Origin of the sequence: Actinoplanes sp. NPDC051346 (assembly GCF_040682215.1) — a bacterium.
Taxonomy (GTDB): domain Bacteria; phylum Actinomycetota; class Actinomycetes; order Mycobacteriales; family Micromonosporaceae; genus Actinoplanes.
This window is the reverse complement of record NZ_JBFBAJ010000015.1, coordinates 81,370-102,649: the sequence shown is the minus strand read 5'-3', so window position 1 is coordinate 102,649 and position 21,280 is coordinate 81,370. Positions and strand designations below refer to the sequence as shown.

The window sequence follows — 21,280 nt, the reverse complement described above, 5'->3', positions numbered from 1 at the left end:
ACCCAGCGTTGCCGCGGCGAAGTTCGGCGCGGAGGAGAGCGCTCCTGAAGGCGAGGTGGCAGGACCGTGACGGCATTGCGTCAGTACCTAGGCGTGTGGCGGATGCCCGGCGGGAAGGTCCTTCTCATCGTCGGCATCCTGGCTCGACTGGGCATCGGAGTGACCCCGCTGGCGCTGCTCCTGCTGGTGCAGCAGGCCACCGGCCGATACGCCGCCGCGGGCCTCGCCGGCGGCATGTACGCGCTGGCCGGCGCGGCGGTCAGCCCGTTCGCCGGTCGCCTCGCCGACCGCATCGGCCCGTCGCCCGTGCTGCTGGCTACCGCCGTGCTGCATCCGCTGGCCCTGGCCGGCCTCATCTTCGTAAGCCGCGGCGGTGCGGACGCCCTGCCGTCGCTCGTCGTGGCGTCGGCGCTGGCCGGGGCGACGTACCCGCCGCTGACCGCCGCCATCCGACGGGCCTGGACCGACGCGACCGCGCCCGGCACCGGAGCGCACGCCCTGCGCCCGGCCGCGATGGCCGCCGAGACCTCGCTGTTCGAACTGGTCTTCGTGCTCGGCCCGCTGGTGGTGGCGGCGTTCGTCGTGCTGACCGGCCCGGCCGCCGCGATCATCTTCGCGGCGGTGGTTACGCTGGGCGGCACGGTCGGGATCGCCGTGCTGCCGATCATGCGCCACTGGGAGCGCCACGAGTCGGCCGAGCCGGCCCGTGGCCTCGGCCCACTCAAGGCCGGCGGATTCCCGGCCCTGCTGATCTGCGTCGGGGCGCTCGGTGTCGCCTTCGGCGCGGCGGGCGTGATGGTCCCGGCGTACGCGAACCAGCACGGCGGCGGCAACGGCCTCGGCGGCGTCCTCCTCGGCGTGTGGGGCCTCGGCAGCGCGATCGGCGGCATCTGGTACGGCACCCGCCGCCCCGCGATGGCACTCTCCCGCCAGTTCGCCTGGCTCCTGGCCGCGGTCTCGCTCAGCTTCCTGGTCCTGACCGTCATGCCCACCCCACTGGCCCTCGGCGCGGCCCTGGTCATCGGCGGCGCGACCATCGCCCCGGCGTTGACGGTCGAGAACAACCTGGTGGGCCGCATCGCGCCGGCGGCCATGCTGAACGAGGCCTACACCTGGGTGGTCACCGTGTCGGTGGCGGGCAGCGCCGCCGGCGGAGCGATCGCCGGTGGCATCGTCGACCGCCCGGGCGGCCTGCCCTGGGCATTCGTCTTCGCCGCCGCCGTGCTGATGGTGGCCGCTGCGGTCGCCGCGATGCCAACCGGCTCCATGGCCCGCGCCGACGAACGCGCGGCGCGGGAACTACGCGAGGCGCTGGCCGGCTGATCCGCCGCGTGCTGGCGGCCAGGTCCCGTCGCGTGCTGGCGGCCAGGTCCCGTCGCGTGCTGGGCGGGCGGGTCCGTTGCGCTGGGCGGCCAGGTCCCGTCGCGTGCTGGGCGGGCGGGTCCGTTGCGCTGGGCGGCCAGGTGCCGTCGCGCGCCGGCCGGGCAACGATCCTGAGCAAGGCCGACCACGCCGCGAACCGGCGCAAGCTCGGGTCGAAGGGCGGCCGACCGTCGACCTTCGACCCGGAGCTCACGCCTTAGGCGAGCGTCTCGCAGAGGTTCTCCATCGTGCCGAGCCGCACCGGCACCTCGCGGCTGCCGTCCGGGTGCCGGATCACGACGAAGTCGCCGTGGGTGATGTAGTCCCCGCCGGGGAAGCCCACGTTGGAGGCCTTGATCGGCAGGGCGTTGTGGCCGCGTAGCTGCGAGATCCGGGTGCCGTCCTCCAGGTAGTACACCCGGATGGAGCCGGTCGCGTCGCGGACGACCGACTTGTGGTTGCCGGTGTTGGTGTACCGGATCACCAGCACGCCCTCGAAGTCCTGCACCTTCGGCGAACCGTCCGGGTAGGTCGCCGGCGTCCGCATCCGCTCGCGGTCACGGACGATGTCGCCCTTGACCTCGAAGGGGCACACGTCCCCGGCCGGGATGACGAACGGTGGCGTGCTCGTCGGCTCCCATCCGCCGCCGCCGCTGCCGGCGCCGGCGCCGGATCCGGACGCGGCAGCCGGCACCGCGGACACCGCCACCATCGCCGCTGCCAGAACAAATACCTTCGCCACGCGCATGTGTGGCCTCCCTCATGTCCGTTGCGCTGTCGGAGGACATGGTGTGCTGATGCGCCGCGGCGGCTCCACGATTCGGCGCTCACCGAATGCTCGCCCCCGCACCGGCCCCCAGAAGGTCGGTGCCGAGTGCCGTGCGCTGGTAGAGCACCTGGCGACCGGCCCGGCGCGACCGGACCAGCCCCGACCGGCGCAGCACGGACAGGTGCTCGCTGACCGCCGCCACGCTCAGCCCGAGGTCCCGCGCGACCTGCGTGGTGGACAGCGGCAGGTCGAGCCGCGCCAGCAGCGCCGCCCGGCTGCGGCCGAGCAGATCGGCGACCGGCGGCGTCACCGACCGGGCCGAGCCGTCCCAGACCTGGCCGACACCGCGCGGGCTGTAGACGAGCGTCGGGCACTGTGGATCGGTGTCGACCAGCAGTGAGGGCCAGGCGAACACGCACGGCACCAGCAGCACCCCGGCCCCATCGAGCCGGCTCTGCGACTGCCAGGCCGGCCAGAGGATCCGCAACGCGTCGTCGGCGTATTCCAGCTCCGGGTGCAGATTGCCCAGCAGCCGCACGATGCCGCCGGAGGTCAGCTGGTCGGCACGGTGGCCGATCTCGGCATCGAGCAGGCCGGCCAGCCGGGACCAGACCGGATCGATCGCCACCCGCCAGTAGGCCTGCATCTCGGCGGCCAGCTGGCCCAGGTGCCGCTTCGGATCCTCGTACAGCGGCAGCAACGCCTCCGGTAGAGCGCCGTCCCCGGCGAGCAGCTCCAGCTGCGCACGGACGGTCGCCTCCGGCGTGCTGCGCACCCGGGCCAGCTCGTCGGGCAACCTGGTGTCCATCCGATCCGGCGGCGGCGTCAGGAAGTCGGGCACGTATCGCCGGCCGGCGAGCAGCGGCCGCAGCAGGTCGAGCCGCAGGGCGGACACGGCCCCGCGCACCGATTGCACCCACGGCTGGTGCATCCGGGTCCGATCGGCGTGACCGGCGATCCGCATGCTGCTCATGAGCTCTTGCACGGGTGAGCGCGCGAAGCGGATCCGGGCCAGGTCACCCGGCTCGAACAACAGCTCGATCATCCATAGCACGATACCGATGTCTTGCCGGGACGGCGGCTAGGCTTCTCGGGCGCGGATGGTCACGGCGGACACCCTGGCTGGGGATCCGGGCGAGCATTCCGATCAAGGCTGACCATGCCGCGTACCGGAGCAAGCTGGGGTCGAAGGGCGGCCGGCCGGGTCCCGTCCCGTGCTGGCCGGGCGGTCCCGTCGCGGGCCGTCAGGATCGGCCGGGCAGGTTCCGCGCCGTGGTGCGGGTCCGGAGCCGGGCCTCGAGGTCGTCCACAGTCGGCAGGAACCAGATGTGGTTGGCCTTGTTCGATTCGCGGACGAGGTCGCGCAGGGCGTCGCTAGCGGCGACGTGGGTCGAGATGTCGCCGAGGATCACCAGCCGGATCCGGTAGTTGACGAACTTCTGCATGATCTCGCCGGCGACGCCGCTGCGGAGCCGGAAGAACTGTTCGTCGAGGCGGGTGGCGGGGATCGCCACCGTCTGGGCCTGGCCGAACGCCGCGCCGATCAGGTCCAGGGCGTCCTGGGGGTCGCTGACGCGTGCCCCGGACTCGGCGCAGAGCAGAACCGCCTCGCCCGCGAACTCGATCACCTGGTCATCCATGTTCCGCCTCCCCTTCGCCGGGACATCCTCGCGGATCAGAGCCGGAGACGCTTGCGAATATCGGCCTTGAGGCTGTCGGGCAGCCCGTCGATCTCCAGGTAAGCGGCGAGTTGCGTCGGGTCGTGCATCCAGGTGCGGAAGGCGTCGGCGATTGTCACGCCGTGCCCCGGGCGGTCGAGGACCGTCACCTCGTCGCCCGCCCGCACGTCTCCGGGGGTGACGACCCGCAGGTACGCCCCCGGTCGGCTCTCCGCGGCGAATCGCTTGACCCACCGCGGCTCGCCCATCTTCCACTGGAAGGTCGCACACGGGATGCGCCCGAACGTCGTCCGCAACACGAGGGTGTCGCCGACCCGCCACGTCTCGCCGAGCTCGGCGCCGGACACGTCGACGTCCACGGTGGTCAGGTTTTCGCCGAACATCCCGCCGGGAAGCTCGCGGTCGAGTTCCTTCTCCCACCAGTCGTAGTCCTCGCGGGCGTACGCATAGACCGCCTGCTCGTCGCCGCCGTGGTGCGCGGTGTCGAAGATCTGGTCGCCGGCCAACCCGCTCGCCTGCTCGGGCGGCAAACCCCTGGGACCGGGCGCCCGCACGGCGACCGCATGCGTGACCGGCCGCTTGGTGATGCCGGTGGTCCCGATCTTCTTGACGCCGGTGTCCTCCGGCACGGCGAGATTGACCTGCAACACCCTGCTCATGACGGGAACTCCACGACGGTACGGTCCTCCAGAGGTTCGTAGCCCAGACGCTGGTACAGCGCGTTGGACGTCGGATTATCCAGGTCGGTGAAGAGCGCCACCTCGGTGGCGCCCGCCTTCAGGGCCGCCCGGCTGATCGCCGTGGTGACAGCGCCGGCATATCCGCGGGCGCGGTGCTCCCTCGGGGTGTAGACGGCCTGGACCCGCACCATGCCGGCTTCGGGCCGGGTCAGCGCCGCCATGGACACCGGCGTGCCGCCGTCCTCCCAGAGCATCATGCCGCCGTAGGAGAGCCGGTCGTCGACGAACGCCTCGATCTCGGGATCGTCCTCGCCGACCTCGCGGAAGAACGCCGCCGTCCAGCCGATGAGCAGCTGGCGGTCGCCGGCACCGCCGACCCGGGCCGAGCCGGACGCCGGGGGCGTGGGCGGCACCAGCGTGCCGAGCCGGAAGAGCCGCATGCGGCTGTGCACCTTCGCCGTCGCGCCGGTGCGCCGCTCCCAGGCGGCGGCGAAAGCCTCCACCACCGCGACGGGCCCGGAGACGCCGGACAGGTCGCCGCTCAGCGCCTCAGCCAGCGCGGCGGCGGCCTGCGTAGACATCGCGGACAACACCGGCGGCCGCGGCGGTGTCCACACGGCCGCCGCTTCCTCGCCGTCGTGCCACCCGAAGACCGCGTCCCGCGGGCCGTAGGCCCTCGGGCCGTGTAGCCGCACGTGCTCGGCGATCGTCAGTGGCAGGGTGTTCTCCACCGGACGGGCGCGCAGGAACGCGCCCGTCGCGGCCAGGAACCGCTCGACATCCCCCGTGAGGTGCCAGGTCATGAGGGTGATTCTCGCAGACCTGGGCGGTGGGGACCTCTGACAAACCGCATACGTCGGTGCCTCACAGGCCCCAGGCCTTGGCGACGCGGGCAAGCGATTCCCGCCGGGTCGCCGGGTCATAGACCGCGCCGGCCAGCATCAGCTCGGCGGCACCGGTCCGCTCGACCAACGCGTCCAGTCCGGCGACGACTTCCTCGGCGGTGCCCGCGTACTGCGTACCCGGCAGCACGCTGAGGTCCAGATCGGACAGATCGGCGGCGGCCGCGGTCTCCGGTGAGACGATCGGGCCCAGCCGGCCCGTCCGCAGGCTCATCGCCATGACCCGGCTCGGCCCGGCCAGGTAGTGCGCCTCCTCGGTGGTTTCCGCGGCGAGCACGGAGGCGCTGACCATGAGATGCGGCTCGGGGAAGCGGGGCGACGGCGTGAACCCCGACCGATACAGCCGCACCGCGGCGTCCAGGTCGCCACCCATCGCGAAGTGGTACGCATAGCAGAACGGCAACCCCAACGCCGCCGCCACCTGAGCCCCGTACGTCGACGACCCCAGCATCCACACCTCGGGAAACGACCGGGCCGCGGGCGTGGCCCGAAGCCGCCCGAGGCGTTCGGGAGTCACCCGCTCGTCGCCGAGCAACGCGAGCACCATGCTCAGATGGTCGGGGAACTGCTCGACGGTCAGGTGCGGCGACACCCCGCGCAGGGCGGCGGCGGTGGCCTGATCGGTACCGGGCGCGCGGCCGATGCCCAGGTCGATGCGGCCCGGATGCAGCGCCTCGAGCAGCGCGAACTGCTCGGCGACCACGAACGGCATGTGATTGGGCAGCATGACCCCGCCCGACCCCACTCGGATCCGGCGTGTGTTGGCGGCGAGGTGGGCGATCAGCACCGGCGGCGAGGTCGAGGCGACGGCCGGCATGTTGTGGTGCTCGGCCACCCAGAACCGCTGATACCCCAGCTCGTCGGCGGCCCGCGCCACCTCGGTGGTCCCCCGCAACGCGTCGGCGCTGTCGTGCCCCTCGCGCACGGTGGCCAGGTCTAGGACGGACAGCGGTACGCGACTCATAACGCCCGAGGATAGGCCGTTGTGGCACGGTAGCTCGATGATCGACAACCGTGCCGTCCTGGCGAACCTGGTCCGCTTCCTCGACGCGTCCGACGACGACGTGGAAATGGACCTGGGCACGACCATAGACACGCTCAGGAGCTGCGGCGACACCACGCTGGTGCCCGAGCTGCACAGGCTGCTGGAGCGGTTCCTCGACGAGGACGACGACTTCGGCCGGGACGTGATCGCGACCATCCTGGCAGCCATCGCCGGCACTGCCGTGCTCCCGACACTGCTGCGGGCCGCGACCCGCGAGGCGCATGACGACCAGGAGAACCTCTACAGCGAGATCGCCTCGCTGCTGTGCGCGGACGAGGAAGCCGGCCGTCGGACGGCGACCGCGTACGCCACCAGCGAAGCCGTCGCCGAGCGGCGGACGGGGCTGCGGGCGTTGGCCTGCCTGCCCGGTGCACCGGCCGTACCCCTGCTGACCGTGGCCCTGTCCGACGCCGACCCGGAGGTTCGGTCCCTCGCCGTCGCGAAGCTTTGCGACACGTGGCACCAGACCCGGGCGATTCCCTACCGCCCGATCGCGGCGCCCGGGCATGCGGAGGCGTACGCGGCGCTGGAGCAAGCCCTGCGAAACCCGTTCGAGGACGTACGCGCGGCGGCCGTCGGCTTCCTGGGGGACCGGGGTGACGGTGACGCCGTCGGGGAGCTTGCCGCCCACGTCGACGATCCGACGCCGCGGATCAGGTCCGCGATCGCGTACGCGCTGGGGCAGCTCGGCGGAGCGGAGGCGATCACGTTGCTGCGCCGCCTCGCCGAGGACCCCGAGCGCGGGGTCCGCCAACGCGCCCAGGCGGCCCTCGGCGCGTTGGGTGGTGCGGACGCACTCGACCCGATCCTGGCGCTCGCCGACGATCCCGCACCCGAGCGGCGGGTCGAGGCGGCCAAGGCACTGAGCCGGGCCGTCGAGTCGGACCCCCGGGCGGCGCAGCGGATCATCGCGCTGATCGGCGATCCCGAAGCGACCGTACGGGCGGCATCCGTCAGCGCGCTCGCCACCGTCACCGAACGCGCGCGCTGGACGCCGCACGTCCTGGCGCTCGCCGACGACCCGGACCCGGTGGTGCGGCAGCGGGTCGCCGTCGTCCTGCGGCACCTCGACCCGGAGGCGGCCGCACCGGTCCTGCGCCGCTACCTGGACGACCCGGACCCGACGCTGAGTTGGATCGCCAACCGCCAACTACAGAAGTGACTTCAACTGCTCGGCGATGTGGTGCAGATCGGCATCGGTACGCCACGCTAGAGGCAGGAGGCCCCGATGAGCTATGACGAAGTGGTCGATAGCCTGCGCACCATTTACGACGCCCGAGCGGAGCAACGCGAGGCCACGGCGAAGCAGGCCTGGAAACTCGCCGAACGCGCCGCCTTCCTGGACCGCCTTCACGCCACGCAGGCGAAGACTCTGCTGGAGATTGGCGCGGGAACGGGCCAGGACAGCGCGTACTTCGCGGACGCGGGGCTGATGGTGACCGCGGTTGACATCTCGCCGGAACAGGTGGCGTTCTGCCGCCGCAAAGGCCTGACGGCGCAGGTGCGCGATGTGCTTCACCTGGGCTTTGCCCCGGCGGCATTCGACGCGGTGTGGTCGATGAACTGCCTTCTTCACGTGCCCAATGACAACCTGGCCGAGGCGCTGAGCTCGATCCGCGAGGTCATGGTGCCGGGCGGCCTGGCCTATCTCGGGTTGTGGGGAGGCGTGGACTCGGAGGGAATCATGGAGGACGACGGCCGCTTCTTCTCCTTCCGCACGGACGAGCGGATTCTGTCGGCGGTCGCGGAGTTTTTCGAGATCGTCGACTTCCACGCGATCGAGCAGGGCTTCCGTTTCCAGGCCCTGACCCTGGCCCGCCCGGCGATCTCATCCCACCGCCACTGTTGGTCGTGAGAGGCGGGCCCAGTGCCGCTGCGCGCCAGGTGTTTCCCGGTGACAGTAAGAGGTCCGATGAGCCCTCTCTGGTGATCTTCGCTAGGGTGGCACGAATCAATCGGGGGAAACGCAGCAGTCGGCCACGATCGGCCGCCTTCGAATAACAGAGGAAACCATGGCAAAGCAGATTATCGAAACCCTGATCGACGACGTCGATGGAAGCGTGGCCACCGAGACCGTTACGTTCTCGCTCGACGGCACCAACTACACAATCGACTTGAACGAGACCAATGCCGCCGCCCTGCGGGAAGCAATGGCCCCCTATGCCGGCGCGGCATCGAAGATCGGCCGTGGCGCTGGCGTGTGGCGGCCGGGCATTGTGCCGTCCCGGACCCGGCAGGCCGCGAAGGCGGACAACAAGGCCATCCGCGAGTGGGCCGCGAACAATGGCCACCAGCTCTCCGAGCGAGGCCGCATTCCGCAGCACGTGACGGAGGCGTACGAGGCGGCGCAGAAGGCTCCCGTGGCACCGCCGGCGAAGCCCGCCAAGGCGTCGAAGGCCGCGGAAAGCGCGCCGGCCAAGGCCACCAAGCGGGCGCCTCGCAAGAAGGCGGCGGCGGTGCAGTTCAAGGCCAGCTAAGCAATTCCTGCTCGTCGGGGGCGGGCTCCACGCTTTGGTGTAGCCCGCCCCCGGGCATTTCAGCAGCACGGGCGACGCGCCGGCGTCGTTGGTGGACTCGCCCTCCGGGTTCAAGCTGACCAGCTCAGTCGTGCCGGTCTCGAGCTCGCGGAGGAACCCATCCATCGTGTACTGGTTCGCGTCCCGCGGGACAAGATTCGCCACCTCCGAACAGAACGCGACGAGCGTGCCATGCTGTGGCCACCGCCGGCCTTCCCGACAGGGGTGGCACTGACCAAGGTCGTCGTTTGGCGGCCAGGTCGCTGACGTACACGTTGGTGTGATCGTTGGTGTCAGACACGGTCAGGCCGAAGTCCGAATCCAGCGTCACCTTCGTGCCGTCGCCGGAGACGTCGGTCACACCGACCAGAGTGGTCGTTTTCGTCATGGGTGTCACGGACGAAGACGTCGAGCGCTACTTCGGCATGACCCGGCGTCAGCTCCTGCGCTATGCCGGCCAGCACGGCCCGGCCCCCATGGTTATTCGCATGGGCGAAACCGATCGATCACCCGCAGCCTGCCCGGCCGATGTTTCGAGCCCCCTCGCCGATCTGCTGAATAGGCAAGGACGCGCCCGCGGCGGCGACAGAGGTAAGCAGAGCGGGACGGTGGTGAGGTCCGCCCTCCGACGAGAACGGCCCCGGAGCGCGTTTCCGCAGCTTCCGGGGCCGTTCTGTGTGCCTGTGGCGGGTAGAGGATTCGAACCTCTGTAGCTTTCGCGACGGATTTACAGTCCGCTCCCATTGGCCGCTCGGGCAACCCGCCTGGGCATCGCCGCCTCGGTGTTCCTTGGCAGCGGAGAACAGGATAGCCGTACCGACAGGCGGTTCCGCAACCGGGTACGGTCGGCATGTCGAGGGCCCTCGCCGGGCCTTCGTGGACATCGATACGTGGCCCAGCAGCAGGAGTCTGATCATGGCAGCCAGCCCGTCGTTCGACATCGTGAGCAAGGTCGACGGCCAGGAGGTGGACAACGCCTTCCACCAGGCGGAGAAGGAGCTTGGCACCCGGTTTGATTTTCGGGGGACCGGGACCACCGTCGTGAAGTCGGGGGAGAACGGGGTCACCATCACCTCGGAGACCGAGGAGCGGGCCGTCGCCGCCCTCGAGGTCTACAAGGAGAAGCTGGTCAAGCGCAACATTTCGCTGAAGTCTCTCGATGCGGGGGAGCCTCGTCAGTCGGGAAAGACCTACAAGATCGACTGCAAGGTCGTCGAGGGGATCGAGGCCGACAAGGCGAAGGCGATCAGCAAGAAGATCCGCGACGAGGGGCCCAAGGGTGTGCAGGCGCAGATCCAGGGCGACCAGCTGCGGGTCACCGGCAAGAAGCGGGACGACCTTCAGGCCGTCATCGCCCTGCTCAAGCAGGAGGACTTCGGGGTCGCCCTGCAGTTCACCAACTACCGGTAAAGCTCCGCCCCGCCCCGCAGACTGAGGTCTATGGACCTTGGCAGGACGACGCTCCTCGTCGGCGGCGTCATCGGGCTGGCTCTGACGCTCTTCGGAGTGACGATGCTGGTGACCGGCCGCGCTCCGGCGAGCACCCGACGGAATTTTCTCCGCGTCCGCGACGCCGCCCTGTATCACTTGCTGTTCGGGGCGGCGTTGCTTCTGATGGCGGTGGGGCAGGCGGTTCTTCGTGGGACTGCCGGGGGCGCCGTGAGCGCGTTCGCCATCGTGCTCGTCGTGTTTGCCCTTCTGAAGTATCGGCCGCGCCGGGGCGGGCCGACTGAGGACAGCTAGCTATTGCCGAGGAGCCGTGGTGATCGATCCGGTCGTCGACCTTCAGTGGGTGCGGGAGCGTGGGGACCGGGTGGTGCTGGCCGACGTCCGCTGGTATCTCGACGGGCGTTCGGGGCGGGCGGCGTTCGTGGGCGGCCACCTGCCCGGGGCCGTCTTCGTCGACCTGGACCGGTGGTTGGCCCGGCCGGCCTCGCCGGCCGAGGGCCGGCATCCGCTTCCCGATCCCGAGGTCTTCGCCGAGGGCATGGCCGTCGCGGGCATCGGCGACGAGGACATCGTTGTCGGGTACGACGACGCGGGCGGAGTGGTCGCGGCGCGACTGGTTTGGATGCTGCGCGCCACCGGGCATGACGCCGCGCTGCTGGACGGTGGGCTTTCCGCGTACGAAGGACCTCTGGTGAGCGGGACGACCGCCCGGACCCGCGCGGTTTTCACGCCCCGGCCGTGGCCGGGCGACCGGCTGGCCGATCTCGAGGCCGTCGTCGACGGGGATGCCGTGGTGCTGGACGCGCGGGAGCGGGCGCGGTTCCTGGGCGACCTGGAGCCGGTCGATCCGCGGGCGGGTCATATTCCCGGGGCGCGCAATCTGCCGTGCCGCGAGAATGTCGATGACAGCGGCCGGTTTCTGCCGGTGCCGGAGTTACGGAAACGCTTCGCCTCCGTCGGAGTCGGTGACGGCAGCAGTGTCGTGTCCTATTGCGGTTCCGGAGTGACTGCCTGTCACAACCTGCTCGCGATGGAGCATGCCGGCCTCGGTGTCGGTCGGCTCTATCCGGGCTCGTGGTCGCAATACAGCGCGACCGATCGTCCCGCCGCTACGGGCAATTAAGACAAGCTTCGAAGAATGGCGGGACGTCAATCCGGACTGCCGGCGAGTCCGCGGGCCGCGTCGGCCTCGTCCGGTCCCAGGCCCTCGTAGCCCGTCCGCTCGTGCTGGCGCGACTGCTCCTCGATCCAGCGGTTGTGCGCTTCCCACGCGGCCTGCTTGCTGGTGCCGAGGGCGGCACCGATCTGCGTCCACGAGGCTCCGGCGGAGCGGGCGGAGCGGACCATCGCCTGGCGGCCGTATCCGGCTTTGCGGCTGACCACCTCGCTGAGAGCGAGCAGCTCAAGGCTCTCCTTCTGGCTCAGCGGCGTGGCGTCGTCGAAGCCGTCGCCGGTCATCGCGGCGAGCGCCTCCCGCATCCTCAGCTCGTCGTAGCGCGTTGTGGCGGTGGACAGCGTGTGCTGTTGTTCCAGTTCATCAGGAGTAGTCATTTGTTCAGTGTCACGTCAAGCTGGCTTGACGTCAAGGCGCCTTGACGTAAGCATGCGAAACCACTTCGCATCTGCCGCTATTTCGGGCGCAAAGCTATCAATATTGCGCCCGGGAGTTACGTGCCCGCCTCAGCCGTTTAGCCAAGATTTCGGCATGTGTAGCTTCGACCCGCCGATGGACGCTGTCTGACGTACTCGGCGTGTGGCACCATCATGGAACCCCCCATCCAAGCGACCTTTCCGTAACGAGGAGAAATCATGTTCGCAAGGAAGCTGGGCCGTTTCGCCGGCTTGGTTTTCGTGCTCGCGGTGTTGGCCGGCGGCGCCGCCGCGGCAGCGTCGCCCGAGCACGGGGCCGGGGGATCGGCAGTTGCTGCTGTCCAGCCCGTCCTGGGTGACATCGACTGGACCTGATCGGTCCGTTTCGTCTCACGGACGGTAGCGCCAGACGGTACGACCACGAGGAGCGCGCAATGGCCGGGCGACCGCACCCGCGTCGGCGTTCCGCGCAATTCGCGTGGCTTGTCACCGCGCCGCTGGCGCTCTTCGCCCTTGTCTGTCTAGTCGTCTACTGGTACCAGTACCCCACCTGGTGGCGCGAGTGGCCCGGTGTCCTGCTGGTGCTGGTGGCCTTTGTCGCGGCCCACGTCAGCGTGCTGAGTGTCGTGATCCGCCGGCAGGCCTTCGTCGTCGTACTGAACGAAATTCCCCTGATCCTCGCGATCTACTTCCTGTCGCCACCGGCCGTGATCCTGGCCCAGACCGTCGCGAGTCTCGTGACGCATCTCTGGTCGCGCATGGACACGACCAAGACCGCCTACAACGTCGCCAAGTCCGCAGCCCGCACGGCCACCGCCCTCGTGGTCGTGTCTTCGCTGCCAAAGGCGGTCGGCGCCGGCCCGGCGACCTGGGGCGTCCTTGCCGCGGGCGTTGTCGCCGCCGCCTTGGTGAGTTGGTTGTCCTACGCCTGTGTGATCACCGCTGTCCAGGATCGTCGCGCGGGCCAGGACGCCCTCCGGGCCGGATCCCAGACCCTGGTCACGGCGGCCATCAACATCGTCATGGGCCTCGTCTGTCTCGTCGCCCTCGACGCGACGTGGTGGGCCGCTGTCCCGCTGGGCCTGCTCCTGCTCGCCCTGGCGTTCGTGCTGCGCTCCTTCTCCGAGTTCTACCGCCAGCACCGCACGCTGACCGAGGTGTACGAGCTCACCCAGGCCATGCGCGAGCAGGGTAACGACGGCAGCCTTCCCGACATCCTGCTCAGCCGGGTCCGCACACTCATGCGAGCCGAGTACGCGACCCTCTGGCTGCCCGCCCTGGGGCGCCATCCCGAGGTTCTGCTGACCGCCCGGGTGGACGGCAAGGGCCTGCTCGACATCGCGCCGACCCCCACCGTCGTGCGCGAGGAGGCACTCAAGGAAGGCGGCACTGTAGCTGTCGGTGCCCGCTTCAGCGACACGGTGCACCTGCGGCCGTTCCTGCGCGACAGCGGGGTCAAAGACGTCATCGCGGTGCCGCTGCGGTCGGGTCAGACCACCGTGGGCAGCCTGGAGGTCGTCAACCGGCTCAACGACGCCGTCACCTTCCGCGACGCCGATGTGCAGGTGCTCGAGACGATCGCCGCCCATGCCGCCGTCGCGGTGGAGAACTCGCGGCTGGTCGAGCGGCTGCGCTTCGACGCCTACCACGACCGCCTCACCTCGCTGCCCAACCGGCGGAGGATCACCGACGCGCTCGCCGAGTCCGTCAAGGTGCGGGCGCCGGGGGAGGTGGTCGCGGTCATCCTCTTCGACGTCGACGGCCTCCGCGACGTCAACGAGTCCATGGGCCACGCCGCCGGCGACAAGCTGCTGGCCGAGGTCGCGGAGCGCCTGCGGGGCATCGCCGGGCCGGGCGCGCTGGTCGGCCGGATCGGCGGCGACGAGTTCGTGGTCACGCTGCGGGTCGAGAGCGCCGAGGAGACCGTCCGGCTGGCCACCGAGATGCGTGAGCAGCTTCGGGGCCCGATGATCGTCGGCTCCCTCACCCTCGACGTGGACACCGCCGCCGGCGTGTCCCTGCATCCGGACCACGGCGACGACCCCGACGCCCTGCTGCGCCGCGCGGAGTTGGCCGCCAACGCGGCCAAGGCCCTCCCGTACGGCGTACAGATGTTCCACCCCGCCCTCGAGTCGCGGGCGGCCCGCCGCCTCGGTCTCGCCGCCGACCTGCGGCGCGCGCTGGACGCGGGGGAGCTCGAGGTGCATTTTCAGCCGAAGGTCTCCATCAAGGACCGGCACTTGATCGGGGTCGAGTGCCTGGCCCGGTGGCAGCACCCCGCGCACGGCGAGGTCTCCCCGGACGACTTCGTGGCGGTGGCCGAGCACACCGGCCAGCTCCACCGGCTCACCCAGGTCGTTCTCACGGCCGGGCTGCGGCACTGCCGGGAGTGGGCGGAGGCGGGGCGTCCGCTGTCCATCGCGGTCAACCTGTCGGCGCGCACCCTGCTGGACCCCCGGTTCCCCGACCAGGTGCACGAGCTGCTGAAGCAATACGGGGTCGCCGCCGGCCAGGTGACCTTCGAGATCTCCGAGCCGGGCATGCTGGGCGAGATCGAGCGGGCCCTGCCGACCCTCTACCGCCTGCGGGATCTGGGCGTCCGACTCTCGGTCGACGATTTCGGTACGGGGGCCTCGTCGCTGTCCTACCTCCGACAGCTCCCGGTCCACGAGGTGAAGATCGACGACAGCTTCGTCCAGGGCATGGCGACCGACTCGGGCGACCTGGCGATCGTGCGTGCCGTGATCGGGCTCTCCCGGGAGTTCGGCCTCACCGTGGTCGCCGAGGGGGTCGAGAGCGAGCTCACCCTGGACCTGCTGGCGGAGCTGGGCTGCGAGATCGGGCAGGGGTATTTCTTCAGCCGACCGCTGCCGGTGGAGCGGCTCAACACGTGGATGAGTGCGCAGACCGAGCCCCAGGAGACGCCGACCGGCGAGGTGCGCCGGCTGCGCGCCGTGGGCTGATTCGACCGACCTCGGCGATTCGGTCGGCCCTGAACTGGGGTTTCGCCGCGCCGGGGTACCGATTTCACCTCGGCTGAGCGGCCGTGTAAGCTTCTCCCTGCGCAACAAAGCGAGAGATCGCGCGCGCCCCCTTAGCTCAGTCGGCAGAGCGTCTCCATGGTAAGGAGAAGGTCTACGGTTCGATTCCGTAAGGGGGCTCCACCCGGGTTCGTGATCCGCCCTCAGGCGCGGTATTTCAGCCTGGCGCGGCGGTGTAGCTCAGATGGCAGAGCAAGCGGCTCATAATCGCTGTGTCGCCGGTTCAAGTCCGGCCACCGCTACTGGTCCGGGACTTGTCCCGGATGCCGTGCAACCCGGGCGACGTCCGGCGTTTTGCATGTCTGCGTGGCAAGCGTCTACGCTGGTATGTCGTATGTGAATCCGTGAGCAGGAAGGCACCCCGCCGTGGCCAAGGCGACCGACGTCCGTCCCAAGATCACCTTGGCGTGTACGGAGTGCAAGGACCGCAACTACATCACGCGTAAGAACCGGCGTAACGACCCGGACCGCATCGAGCTGAAGAAGTTCTGCCCGCGGGACGGCAAGCACACCCTGCACCGCGAGACACGCTGATCTTTCGGAAGTCGGCGGTCACCCCTCACCGGGGTGGCCGCCGTTTCTGCGTTCGGGGGCTGATGGTGTTCCGGAGCTGAGATCACAATGTGCGCGCTCCGTGCAAGTTCTTATGTCCGGGCGGCCGACAGGGTAGTTTCCCCTCATGCCCCTCGACCCCTCTTTCGTCGGCCGCAGCTGGCCGGCCACCGAGCCCTACCTGGTGGGCCGCGAGAAGATCCGTGAGTTCGCCACCGCTATCGGCGCCACCGACGCCCTGTACCACGACCTCGAGGCCGCCCGCGCCGCCGGCTATTCCGACGTGGTCGCGCCGCCCACCTTCCCGGTCGTGATCACCATGGCCTCCTCGGGCCGCCAGATCCTCGCCGACCCCGAACTCGGCCTCGACTACCGCCGGGTCGTGCACGGCGACCAGAAGTTCGCCTACACCCGGCCGGTCGTCGCCGGCGACTCGCTGGTCTGCGTCAACTCCGTCGACGAGATCACCAGCCGCGGCGGGCACGACTTCATGACGACCCGGACCGAGGTCTCCACCGAGGCCGGGGAGCCGGTCGTCACGGTCTGGTCCAAGCTCGTCCAGCGCGGGGAGGAAGACCATGGCTGAGCAGCTGCCCACCCAGACGTTCCGCGTCACCCGAGCCGACCTCATCCGGTACGCGGGCGCGTCCGGTGACTTCAACACGATCCACTGGAGCGACCGCGTCGCCGAGAGCGTGGGCCTGCCCGGCGTCATCGCCCACGGCATGTACACGATGGCCCTCGCCGGCCGCGCTGTCGCCGAGTGGGCCGGCGCCCCGGACGCGGTGGTCGAGTACGGCGTCCGCTTCACCCGTCCGGTGCCGGTGCCGGACACGGACGAGGGCACGGAGGTCGTAGTGAGCGGCGTCGTCAAAGAGGTCACCGACGACGGGCTCACGAAGATCGACATCACCGCCACCTGCAACGGCGAGAAGGTCCTTGCCCTGGCGAGGGCCACGGTGCGCAAGAGGTGACTCCCGGCCGGGCCGTCGTCCACCACGACGACGGCCCGGGTGGCGAGATGTCCCGCCACGCCCGTGCCACCAGGGGGAGGGGGCGGGTTGGGAATCACGTGCACTAACCCGTACACTGGTCCGCCGTGGGGTAATTCGACCCTGTCTTTCGCATGCGAAGCGTGCGACGGGCATGGCCGCCTCACCTAGGGGTGTAGCTCAATTGGCAGAGCAGCGGTCTCCAAAACCGCAGGCTGCAGGTTCAAGTCCTGTCACCCCTGCGCACCGAACCCGTATCGGCCCGGCGGCGGACGCCCGGCGCGGGCCGCCGGTACGACCGTGCGCCGCGTAGGGCGCGCTGATGCGACATCCACCGACCGACGACGGAAGAGGGCGAAGTGGCCGAGAGGAAGCGACCCGGTGACGACGCTGCAGGCGACCGCCCCGAGGATGAGGCGTTCGACGACGCAGTCGCCGACGACCAGGCCCACGACGTCGAGCCGGTAACCTCCGGTGGTGGCACAGCCGTCCGCGAGCGCACCGAGAACGACGACAAGCCCAAGTCGAAGAAGGAAGGCCGCAGCGGCAACCGCATCGGCGGTTTCTTCCGCGAGGTCGTCAGTGAGCTGCGTAAGGTCATCTGGCCGACCCGCAACGAGCTGCTGACCTACACCAGCGTCGTGATCGTGTTCGTCACCGTGGTGACCACGATCGTCGCCCTGCTGGACCTGGGGTTCAGCAAGGCTGTCCTGGCGACGTTCGGCAACTGAAGCTGATAGTTACGGAAGTGAGCAAGCGTGCCTGAGTACGACGACGAGACCGCCCTTTCCGCCGAGGAGCAGTCCTCGGTGGCGACCGCGGGCGAGGCCGAGTCGGTTGAGGCCGCCGCTGAGCCCGAAGGCGCCGACCCGGACGCCGAGGCCACCGAGGCAGAGTCCCCGGTTGCCGAGGCTCCCGAGGTCGACGAGAACTACGACCCCGTCGCCGAGCTGCGCCAGAAGCTGCGCTACGCCCCCGGTGACTGGTACGTGGTGCACTCGTATGCCGGTTACGAGAACAAGGTCAAGACCAACCTCGAGACCCGGATCACGAGCCTCGACATGGAGGACTTCATCTTCCAGGTCGAGGTGCCGACCCGCGAAGAGGTCGAGGTCAAGAACGGCAAGCGCAACCAGGTGCAGGCCAAGGTCTTCCCGGGCTACATCCTGGTCCGGATGGACCTGACGCCGGAGTCGTACTCCTGCGTGCGCAACACCCCGGGCGTGACCGGCTTCGTGGGCGCGACCGACCGGGTCGACCGGCCCGCGCCGCTGTCGCTCGACGAGGTGCTCAAGTGGCTCGCCCCGGCCGTCGAGGCCGAGGAGAAGAAGGCCAAGCCCGAGGTCAAGGTCCTCGACTTCGAGGTCGGCGACTCCGTCACCGTCACCGACGGCGCCTTCGCGTCGCTGCCGGCCTCGATCTCCGAGATCAACGCCGACCAGCAGAAACTCAAGGTGCTGGTGTCGATCTTCGGCCGGGAGACGCCGGTCGAGCTGAACTTCAACCAGGTCGCCAAGATCTGATTGAGGCATCACCCCAGGTAATTCGTGGGAGGGGCGCGCACGGATGCGTCCCGCCATCAACCACAGGAGTACGAGAACATGCAGCGCAGCAAGGCATACCGCAAGGCCGCCGAGCAGATCGACGCCAGCAAGCTCTACGCGCCCGCCGAGGCCGTGAAGCTGGCGAAGGATGCCAGCCCCACCAAGTTCGACGCCACGGTCGAGGTCGCGATGCGCCTCGGCGTCGACCCGCGCAAGGCGGACCAGATGGTCCGCGGCGTGGTCAACCTGCCGCACGGCACCGGTAAGACCGCCCGTGTGATCGTCTTCGCCCAGGGCGCGAAGGCCGAGGAGGCCGTCGCGGCCGGCGCCGACGAGGTCGGCACGGACGAGCTCGTCGCCCGGATCCAGGGCGGCTGGCTGGACTTCGACGCCGCGATCGCCACCCCGGACCAGATGGCCAAGATCGGCCGCATCGCCCGGATCCTCGGCCCCCGCGGCCTCATGCCGAACCCGAAGACCGGCACGGTCACCATGGACGTGACCAAGGCGGTCTCGGACATCAAGGGCGGCAAGATCACCTTCCGGGTGGACAAGCACTCGAACCTGCACCTGATCATCGGCAAGGCCTCCTTCTCGGCCGAGCAGCTGGTCGACAACTACGGCGCGGTGCTCGACGAGGTCCTGCGGGCCAAGCCGTCCGCGGCCAAGGGCAAGTACCTCAAGAAGGTCACCGTCAGCACCACCATGGGCCCCGGCGTGCCGGTCGACCCCAACATCGTCAAGAACCTGCGCGAGACCCAGGACTGACGCTCGTCATCCACAGAAGGAGCCCTCGGGGATAACCCGGGGGCTTCTTTGTGTGCCAGGCTGCCGAGGTGCGATTCGAGCAGCTCTGGTTCCGATATGCGCGCCGTGCGGAGTGGACCCTGCGTGAGGTGGGCGCCACCGTCGAGCCGGGCTCCACGGTGGTCGTCCTCGGCCGCAACGGCGCCGGCAAGTCCACCCTCCTCCAGCTCGCCGCGGGCGTGCTGCGACCGGTCCGGGGCGCCGTGCGCGACCGTCCGGAGGTGGTCGGCTGGGTCCCGGAGCGCTTTCCCGCCGACCAGCCCTTCACGACCCGCCAATACCTCCGCGGCATGGCGGCGCTGCGCGGACTGCGCGGTGACGGCGAGATCGACCGCTGGATCGAGCGCCTCGGCCTCGGCAAGCACCGGGACACCGCGCTCAACGCCCTCTCCAAGGGCACCGCGCAGAAGGTCGGCCTCGCCCAGGCGCTCCTCGCCGCCCCGGGCCTGCTCGTGCTCGACGAGCCGTGGGAGGGGCTGGACGCCCAGGCCCGCACGCTGATTCCGGGTATCGTCGCCGAGGTGACCGCCGCCGGGGGAGCGGTGCTGGTCAGCGACCATCGCGGCGAGATCGCCGGCCTGCCCAACCCGGTCCACTGGACGGTCGCCGACGGCACCCTCATTGCCAACCCGATCCCGTCGGACCCGGAGACCGCCTCGCGAGCGGCGGAGGCGATGGGCAGCGGCGACGTGGTCGTCGAGGTCGCCGTCCGCCGCGCGGACGCCGACCGGACGCTGGCCCGGCTGCGTGCCGACGGCCACCGCATCCTGGGCGTCCGCGAGGAGCAGCCGCGATGATCGCCCTGACCCGGATGCGTCTCGCCGGCTTCCTCCGCGGTGGCCGCGCCCTCGCCCCGCTGATGGTCGGCCTGGCCCTGCTCGGCATCCTCTACGGCGGGGGCCAGTCGTCCGCCGCCTCGGCGTACGGCTACTCCGCCGCCATGCTCTTTCCCGTGTTCGCCTGGCTCACCAAGGTGGTCCTCGACACCGAGCCGGACGTCCAACGCCACCTCGCCCGGGTCACGGTCGGCCCGGTCCGGGAGGCCTTCTCCGGTGCGCTCGCGGCGACGCTGGCCGGGCTGGTCATCTGTGTGGCGGCCCTCGTCGCACCGGTGCCGTTCGGTGCCATCCGGGGACCCGATCCCGGCACCGCCGAGCCCTCCATGGCGGTCGGCGTGTGGCTCGGCGTCGTCGCGCACCTGCTGTCGCTCGCCGCGGGCGTCGGGCTGGGAGCGCTGGCGAGCCGCGCCGTGACGCGTACGGTCCGTGTCGGGGTGACGGTGCTCGCCGTCGGGTCGGTGCTGGCCGTGGTGCTGGGTCTGCAAGGTTCGATCGCGCCGTGGCTCGTGCCGCCGGTGATGGCGTTCGCGCGGGCTCTCGCCCGGGTGCCGTTGCCATCGACCGCGACCTTCTGGCTCCTCGGAGGGTGGGCGTTGGGGTGGTGCGCGCTGGCCCTCTCGGGATACCTCTGGCTTCGCCGTCGTCGCGCGTGACGGCGGGTTCGGCGTCAGGTCGGGAGGCCGATTTGGTCTGTGGCGCCGCGCCGCGTACTCTTCGGTGTTGAAGTTCCACCCATAGACCGCTGGTCGCCGCAGTCGCCGTCGCAGGACGGTGGCCGCGGTCGAAGGTCCCGCAGCAAGCGGGCGGCCCGCGCAGGGGAGAACGGTTCGTGATCATGTTGGCGCTGTCGCGCCCATGTCCGCCCCGTGCGCCCCGCGCCGGGGCGTTTCTCATGTTGCGGGTCCGCTCACCACCTCCAGCGGCTCTTGAGCATTGAGAGGAGGGACATGGCGGACAAGCCGGTCCGGGCCGACAAGGCCACTGCCGTCGCCGAGCTCACGGAGCAGTTCCGTAACTCCTCGGCCACCGTGTTGACCGAGTACCGCGGCCTCACGGTTTCCGAGATCACCGAGCTTCGGCGCTCGCTGGGCAACGAGACCAAGTACTCCGTGTCGAAGAACACGCTCGCGAAGCGGGCGGCCAGCGACGCGGGCATCCAGGGCCTCGACGAGCTCTTCGCCGGTCCTACCGCGCTCGCCTTCGTCAGTGGCGACCCGGTCGAGGCGGCCAAGGGTCTTCGGGCCTTCGCCAAGACCCACCCCGTCCTGGTGATCAAGGGCGGCGTCTTCGAGGGCAAGGCCATCTCGGCGGCCGAGGTTGGCAAGATCGCCGACCTCGAGTCCCGCGAGGTGCTGCTGGCCAAGCTGGCCGGCGCCATGAAGGGCAACCTGACCAAGGCTGCGGCGACCTTCCAGGCCCCGCTCGCCCAGGTCGCACGTCTGGCGGCCGCACTGCAGGACAAGCGCGCGCAGGACGGTTCCGCCGAGGCCTGATCGGGCCCGCGCGGAGTGAC

Annotated in this window: 25 protein-coding genes and 4 tRNA genes; 21 read left to right on the top strand and 8 right to left on the bottom strand. The window is 70.1% G+C overall.

Annotation, left to right across the window (positions count from 1 at the left end; translation table 11 throughout):
* Positions 1-66 precede the first annotated feature (66 nt).
* Positions 67-1,323, top strand: coding sequence for an MFS transporter (locus AB0M36_RS31290; protein WP_364164810.1), 1,257 nt, complete (start codon positions 67-69; stop codon positions 1,321-1,323).
* 256 nt (positions 1,324-1,579) lie between these two features.
* Here AB0M36_RS31290 and AB0M36_RS31285 read toward each other — a convergent pair whose 3' ends face one another.
* From AB0M36_RS31285 to AB0M36_RS31260, 6 genes are all read right to left on the bottom strand, one after another.
* Complete coding sequence (locus tag AB0M36_RS31285; RefSeq protein ID WP_364164807.1) at positions 1,580-2,110, bottom strand: hypothetical protein; 531 nt, start codon at positions 2,108-2,110, stop codon at positions 1,580-1,582.
* Positions 2,111-2,189: 79 nt separating this feature from the next.
* Complete coding sequence (locus AB0M36_RS31280) at positions 2,190-3,176, bottom strand: DUF5937 family protein (RefSeq protein WP_364164804.1); 987 nt, start codon at positions 3,174-3,176, stop codon at positions 2,190-2,192.
* A 199-nt stretch (positions 3,177-3,375) separates the two neighbouring features.
* A complete protein-coding gene (locus AB0M36_RS31275) occupies positions 3,376-3,771 on the bottom strand; it encodes a DUF4180 domain-containing protein (RefSeq protein WP_364164801.1) in 396 nt (131 codons plus the stop codon).
* Positions 3,772-3,806: 35 nt separating this feature from the next.
* Positions 3,807-4,469 (bottom strand): MOSC domain-containing protein, encoded by a 663-nt coding sequence (locus AB0M36_RS31270; protein WP_364164799.1) that lies wholly within the window; start codon positions 4,467-4,469, stop codon positions 3,807-3,809.
* Positions 4,466-5,293: a GNAT family N-acetyltransferase gene (locus AB0M36_RS31265; RefSeq protein WP_364164796.1), complete on the bottom strand. Its 828-nt coding sequence runs from the start codon at positions 5,291-5,293 to the stop codon at positions 4,466-4,468. The genes AB0M36_RS31270 and AB0M36_RS31265 overlap by 4 nt, the downstream gene beginning before the upstream one ends.
* 61 nt (positions 5,294-5,354) lie before the next feature.
* Positions 5,355-6,356 (bottom strand): LLM class flavin-dependent oxidoreductase, encoded by a 1,002-nt coding sequence (locus tag AB0M36_RS31260; RefSeq protein ID WP_364164793.1) that lies wholly within the window; start codon positions 6,354-6,356, stop codon positions 5,355-5,357.
* A 37-nt stretch (positions 6,357-6,393) separates the two neighbouring features.
* Here AB0M36_RS31260 and AB0M36_RS31255 point away from each other — a divergent pair, with 37 nt between their 5' ends.
* From AB0M36_RS31255 to AB0M36_RS31245, 3 genes are all read left to right on the top strand, one after another.
* Complete coding sequence (locus AB0M36_RS31255) at positions 6,394-7,599, top strand: HEAT repeat domain-containing protein (protein ID WP_364164790.1); 1,206 nt, start codon at positions 6,394-6,396, stop codon at positions 7,597-7,599.
* 66 nt (positions 7,600-7,665) lie between these two features.
* Positions 7,666-8,292: a class I SAM-dependent methyltransferase gene (locus AB0M36_RS31250; protein ID WP_364164787.1), complete on the top strand. Its 627-nt coding sequence runs from the start codon at positions 7,666-7,668 to the stop codon at positions 8,290-8,292.
* Positions 8,293-8,449: 157 nt separating this feature from the next.
* Positions 8,450-8,914, top strand: a complete 465-nt coding sequence (locus tag AB0M36_RS31245; protein WP_364164785.1) for an Lsr2 family protein — start codon at positions 8,450-8,452, stop codon at positions 8,912-8,914.
* Between the two features lie 723 nt (positions 8,915-9,637).
* Here AB0M36_RS31245 and AB0M36_RS31240 read toward each other — a convergent pair.
* Positions 9,638-9,718 (bottom strand) — tRNA-Tyr (locus tag AB0M36_RS31240).
* 150 nt (positions 9,719-9,868) lie between these two features.
* Between AB0M36_RS31240 and AB0M36_RS31235 the strand changes: the two genes are divergently transcribed.
* From AB0M36_RS31235 to AB0M36_RS31225, 3 genes are read left to right on the top strand one after another with little or no spacing between them, the layout of a single operon-like run.
* Positions 9,869-10,363: a YajQ family cyclic di-GMP-binding protein gene (locus tag AB0M36_RS31235; protein WP_364164782.1), complete on the top strand. Its 495-nt coding sequence runs from the start codon at positions 9,869-9,871 to the stop codon at positions 10,361-10,363.
* A 30-nt stretch (positions 10,364-10,393) separates the two neighbouring features.
* Positions 10,394-10,696, top strand: coding sequence for a hypothetical protein (locus AB0M36_RS31230; protein ID WP_364164779.1), 303 nt, complete (start codon positions 10,394-10,396; stop codon positions 10,694-10,696).
* Between the two features lie 19 nt (positions 10,697-10,715).
* Positions 10,716-11,525: a sulfurtransferase gene (locus AB0M36_RS31225; RefSeq protein ID WP_364164776.1), complete on the top strand. Its 810-nt coding sequence runs from the start codon at positions 10,716-10,718 to the stop codon at positions 11,523-11,525.
* A 26-nt stretch (positions 11,526-11,551) separates the two neighbouring features.
* Here the strand turns inward: AB0M36_RS31225 and AB0M36_RS31220 are convergent, their stop codons facing one another.
* Positions 11,552-11,953 (bottom strand): hypothetical protein, encoded by a 402-nt coding sequence (locus AB0M36_RS31220; RefSeq protein WP_364164773.1) that lies wholly within the window; start codon positions 11,951-11,953, stop codon positions 11,552-11,554.
* Between the two features lie 258 nt (positions 11,954-12,211).
* On the opposite strand from AB0M36_RS31220, the gene AB0M36_RS31215 reads away from it, so the two are divergent.
* The 14 genes from AB0M36_RS31215 to rplJ all read left to right on the top strand — a co-directional run bounded on the left by AB0M36_RS31215 (position 12,212) and on the right by rplJ (position 21,260).
* On the top strand, positions 12,212-12,367 hold the full coding sequence (locus AB0M36_RS31215; protein WP_364164770.1) for a hypothetical protein: 156 nt from the start codon (positions 12,212-12,214) through the stop codon (positions 12,365-12,367).
* Positions 12,368-12,426: 59 nt separating this feature from the next.
* Positions 12,427-14,955 carry a bifunctional diguanylate cyclase/phosphodiesterase gene (locus AB0M36_RS31210; protein WP_364164767.1) on the top strand — a complete coding sequence of 843 codons (2,529 nt, stop codon included), beginning with the start codon at positions 12,427-12,429 and terminating at the stop codon, positions 14,953-14,955.
* A 125-nt stretch (positions 14,956-15,080) separates the two neighbouring features.
* Positions 15,081-15,156, top strand: a tRNA-Thr gene (locus AB0M36_RS31205).
* Between the two features lie 46 nt (positions 15,157-15,202).
* Positions 15,203-15,275, top strand: a tRNA-Met gene (locus tag AB0M36_RS31200).
* A gap of 124 nt (positions 15,276-15,399) precedes the next feature.
* Positions 15,400-15,567, top strand: a complete 168-nt coding sequence (gene rpmG / locus AB0M36_RS31195) for a 50S ribosomal protein L33 (protein WP_071803282.1) — start codon at positions 15,400-15,402, stop codon at positions 15,565-15,567.
* Between the two features lie 145 nt (positions 15,568-15,712).
* Positions 15,713-16,171, top strand: a complete 459-nt coding sequence (locus tag AB0M36_RS31190) for a MaoC family dehydratase N-terminal domain-containing protein (RefSeq protein ID WP_364164764.1) — start codon at positions 15,713-15,715, stop codon at positions 16,169-16,171.
* Complete coding sequence (locus AB0M36_RS31185; RefSeq protein ID WP_364164761.1) at positions 16,164-16,559, top strand: MaoC/PaaZ C-terminal domain-containing protein; 396 nt, start codon at positions 16,164-16,166, stop codon at positions 16,557-16,559. The genes AB0M36_RS31190 and AB0M36_RS31185 overlap by 8 nt, the downstream gene beginning before the upstream one ends.
* Before the next feature lie 187 nt (positions 16,560-16,746).
* A tRNA-Trp gene (locus AB0M36_RS31180) sits at positions 16,747-16,819 on the top strand.
* Between the two features lie 117 nt (positions 16,820-16,936).
* The gene (gene secE, locus AB0M36_RS31175; protein WP_364164758.1) at positions 16,937-17,308 is read left to right on the top strand and encodes a preprotein translocase subunit SecE; all 372 of its coding nucleotides are present in this window, start codon (positions 16,937-16,939) and stop codon (positions 17,306-17,308) included.
* A 27-nt stretch (positions 17,309-17,335) separates the two neighbouring features.
* Positions 17,336-18,100: a transcription termination/antitermination protein NusG gene (gene nusG / locus AB0M36_RS31170; protein WP_364164755.1), complete on the top strand. Its 765-nt coding sequence runs from the start codon at positions 17,336-17,338 to the stop codon at positions 18,098-18,100.
* A gap of 78 nt (positions 18,101-18,178) precedes the next feature.
* On the top strand, positions 18,179-18,889 hold the full coding sequence (rplA, locus tag AB0M36_RS31165) for a 50S ribosomal protein L1 (protein WP_364164752.1): 711 nt from the start codon (positions 18,179-18,181) through the stop codon (positions 18,887-18,889).
* 68 nt (positions 18,890-18,957) lie between these two features.
* Positions 18,958-19,725 carry an ATP-binding cassette domain-containing protein gene (locus AB0M36_RS31160; protein WP_364164750.1) on the top strand — a complete coding sequence of 256 codons (768 nt, stop codon included), beginning with the start codon at positions 18,958-18,960 and terminating at the stop codon, positions 19,723-19,725.
* Entirely contained in the window at positions 19,722-20,420 is a 699-nt protein-coding gene (locus tag AB0M36_RS31155; protein ID WP_364164747.1) for a hypothetical protein, read from the top strand. The genes AB0M36_RS31160 and AB0M36_RS31155 overlap by 4 nt, the downstream gene beginning before the upstream one ends.
* A 294-nt stretch (positions 20,421-20,714) precedes the next feature.
* Positions 20,715-21,260 (top strand): 50S ribosomal protein L10, encoded by a 546-nt coding sequence (gene rplJ, locus AB0M36_RS31150; protein ID WP_364164744.1) that lies wholly within the window; start codon positions 20,715-20,717, stop codon positions 21,258-21,260.
* The last annotated feature ends 20 nt before the right edge of the window (positions 21,261-21,280 follow it).

Excerpts from the sequence above, each read along its gene's own strand:
- AB0M36_RS31285 (WP_364164807.1), bottom strand. The coding sequence starts at position 2,110 with ATGCGCGTGGCGAAGGTATTTGTTCTGGCAGCGGCGATGGTGGCGGTG.
- AB0M36_RS31280 (WP_364164804.1), bottom strand. The coding sequence starts at position 3,176 with ATGATCGAGCTGTTGTTCGAGCCGGGTGACCTGGCCCGGATCCGCTTC.
- AB0M36_RS31275 (WP_364164801.1), bottom strand. The coding sequence starts at position 3,771 with ATGGATGACCAGGTGATCGAGTTCGCGGGCGAGGCGGTTCTGCTCTGC.
- AB0M36_RS31270 (WP_364164799.1), bottom strand. The coding sequence starts at position 4,469 with ATGAGCAGGGTGTTGCAGGTCAATCTCGCCGTGCCGGAGGACACCGGC.
- AB0M36_RS31265 (WP_364164796.1), bottom strand. The coding sequence starts at position 5,293 with ATGACCTGGCACCTCACGGGGGATGTCGAGCGGTTCCTGGCCGCGACG.
- AB0M36_RS31260 (WP_364164793.1), bottom strand. The coding sequence starts at position 6,356 with ATGAGTCGCGTACCGCTGTCCGTCCTAGACCTGGCCACCGTGCGCGAG.
- AB0M36_RS31255 (WP_364164790.1), top strand. The coding sequence starts at position 6,394 with ATGATCGACAACCGTGCCGTCCTGGCGAACCTGGTCCGCTTCCTCGAC.
- AB0M36_RS31250 (WP_364164787.1), top strand. The coding sequence starts at position 7,666 with ATGAGCTATGACGAAGTGGTCGATAGCCTGCGCACCATTTACGACGCC.
- AB0M36_RS31245 (WP_364164785.1), top strand. The coding sequence starts at position 8,450 with ATGGCAAAGCAGATTATCGAAACCCTGATCGACGACGTCGATGGAAGC.
- AB0M36_RS31235 (WP_364164782.1), top strand. The coding sequence starts at position 9,869 with ATGGCAGCCAGCCCGTCGTTCGACATCGTGAGCAAGGTCGACGGCCAG.
- AB0M36_RS31230 (WP_364164779.1), top strand. The coding sequence starts at position 10,394 with ATGGACCTTGGCAGGACGACGCTCCTCGTCGGCGGCGTCATCGGGCTG.
- AB0M36_RS31220 (WP_364164773.1), bottom strand. The coding sequence starts at position 11,953 with ATGACTACTCCTGATGAACTGGAACAACAGCACACGCTGTCCACCGCC.
- AB0M36_RS31215 (WP_364164770.1), top strand. The coding sequence starts at position 12,212 with ATGTTCGCAAGGAAGCTGGGCCGTTTCGCCGGCTTGGTTTTCGTGCTC.
- AB0M36_RS31210 (WP_364164767.1), top strand. The coding sequence starts at position 12,427 with ATGGCCGGGCGACCGCACCCGCGTCGGCGTTCCGCGCAATTCGCGTGG.
- AB0M36_RS31190 (WP_364164764.1), top strand. The coding sequence starts at position 15,713 with ATGCCCCTCGACCCCTCTTTCGTCGGCCGCAGCTGGCCGGCCACCGAG.
- AB0M36_RS31185 (WP_364164761.1), top strand. The coding sequence starts at position 16,164 with ATGGCTGAGCAGCTGCCCACCCAGACGTTCCGCGTCACCCGAGCCGAC.
- rplA (WP_364164752.1), top strand. The coding sequence starts at position 18,179 with ATGCAGCGCAGCAAGGCATACCGCAAGGCCGCCGAGCAGATCGACGCC.
- AB0M36_RS31155 (WP_364164747.1), top strand. The coding sequence starts at position 19,722 with ATGATCGCCCTGACCCGGATGCGTCTCGCCGGCTTCCTCCGCGGTGGC.
- rplJ (WP_364164744.1), top strand. The coding sequence starts at position 20,715 with ATGGCGGACAAGCCGGTCCGGGCCGACAAGGCCACTGCCGTCGCCGAG.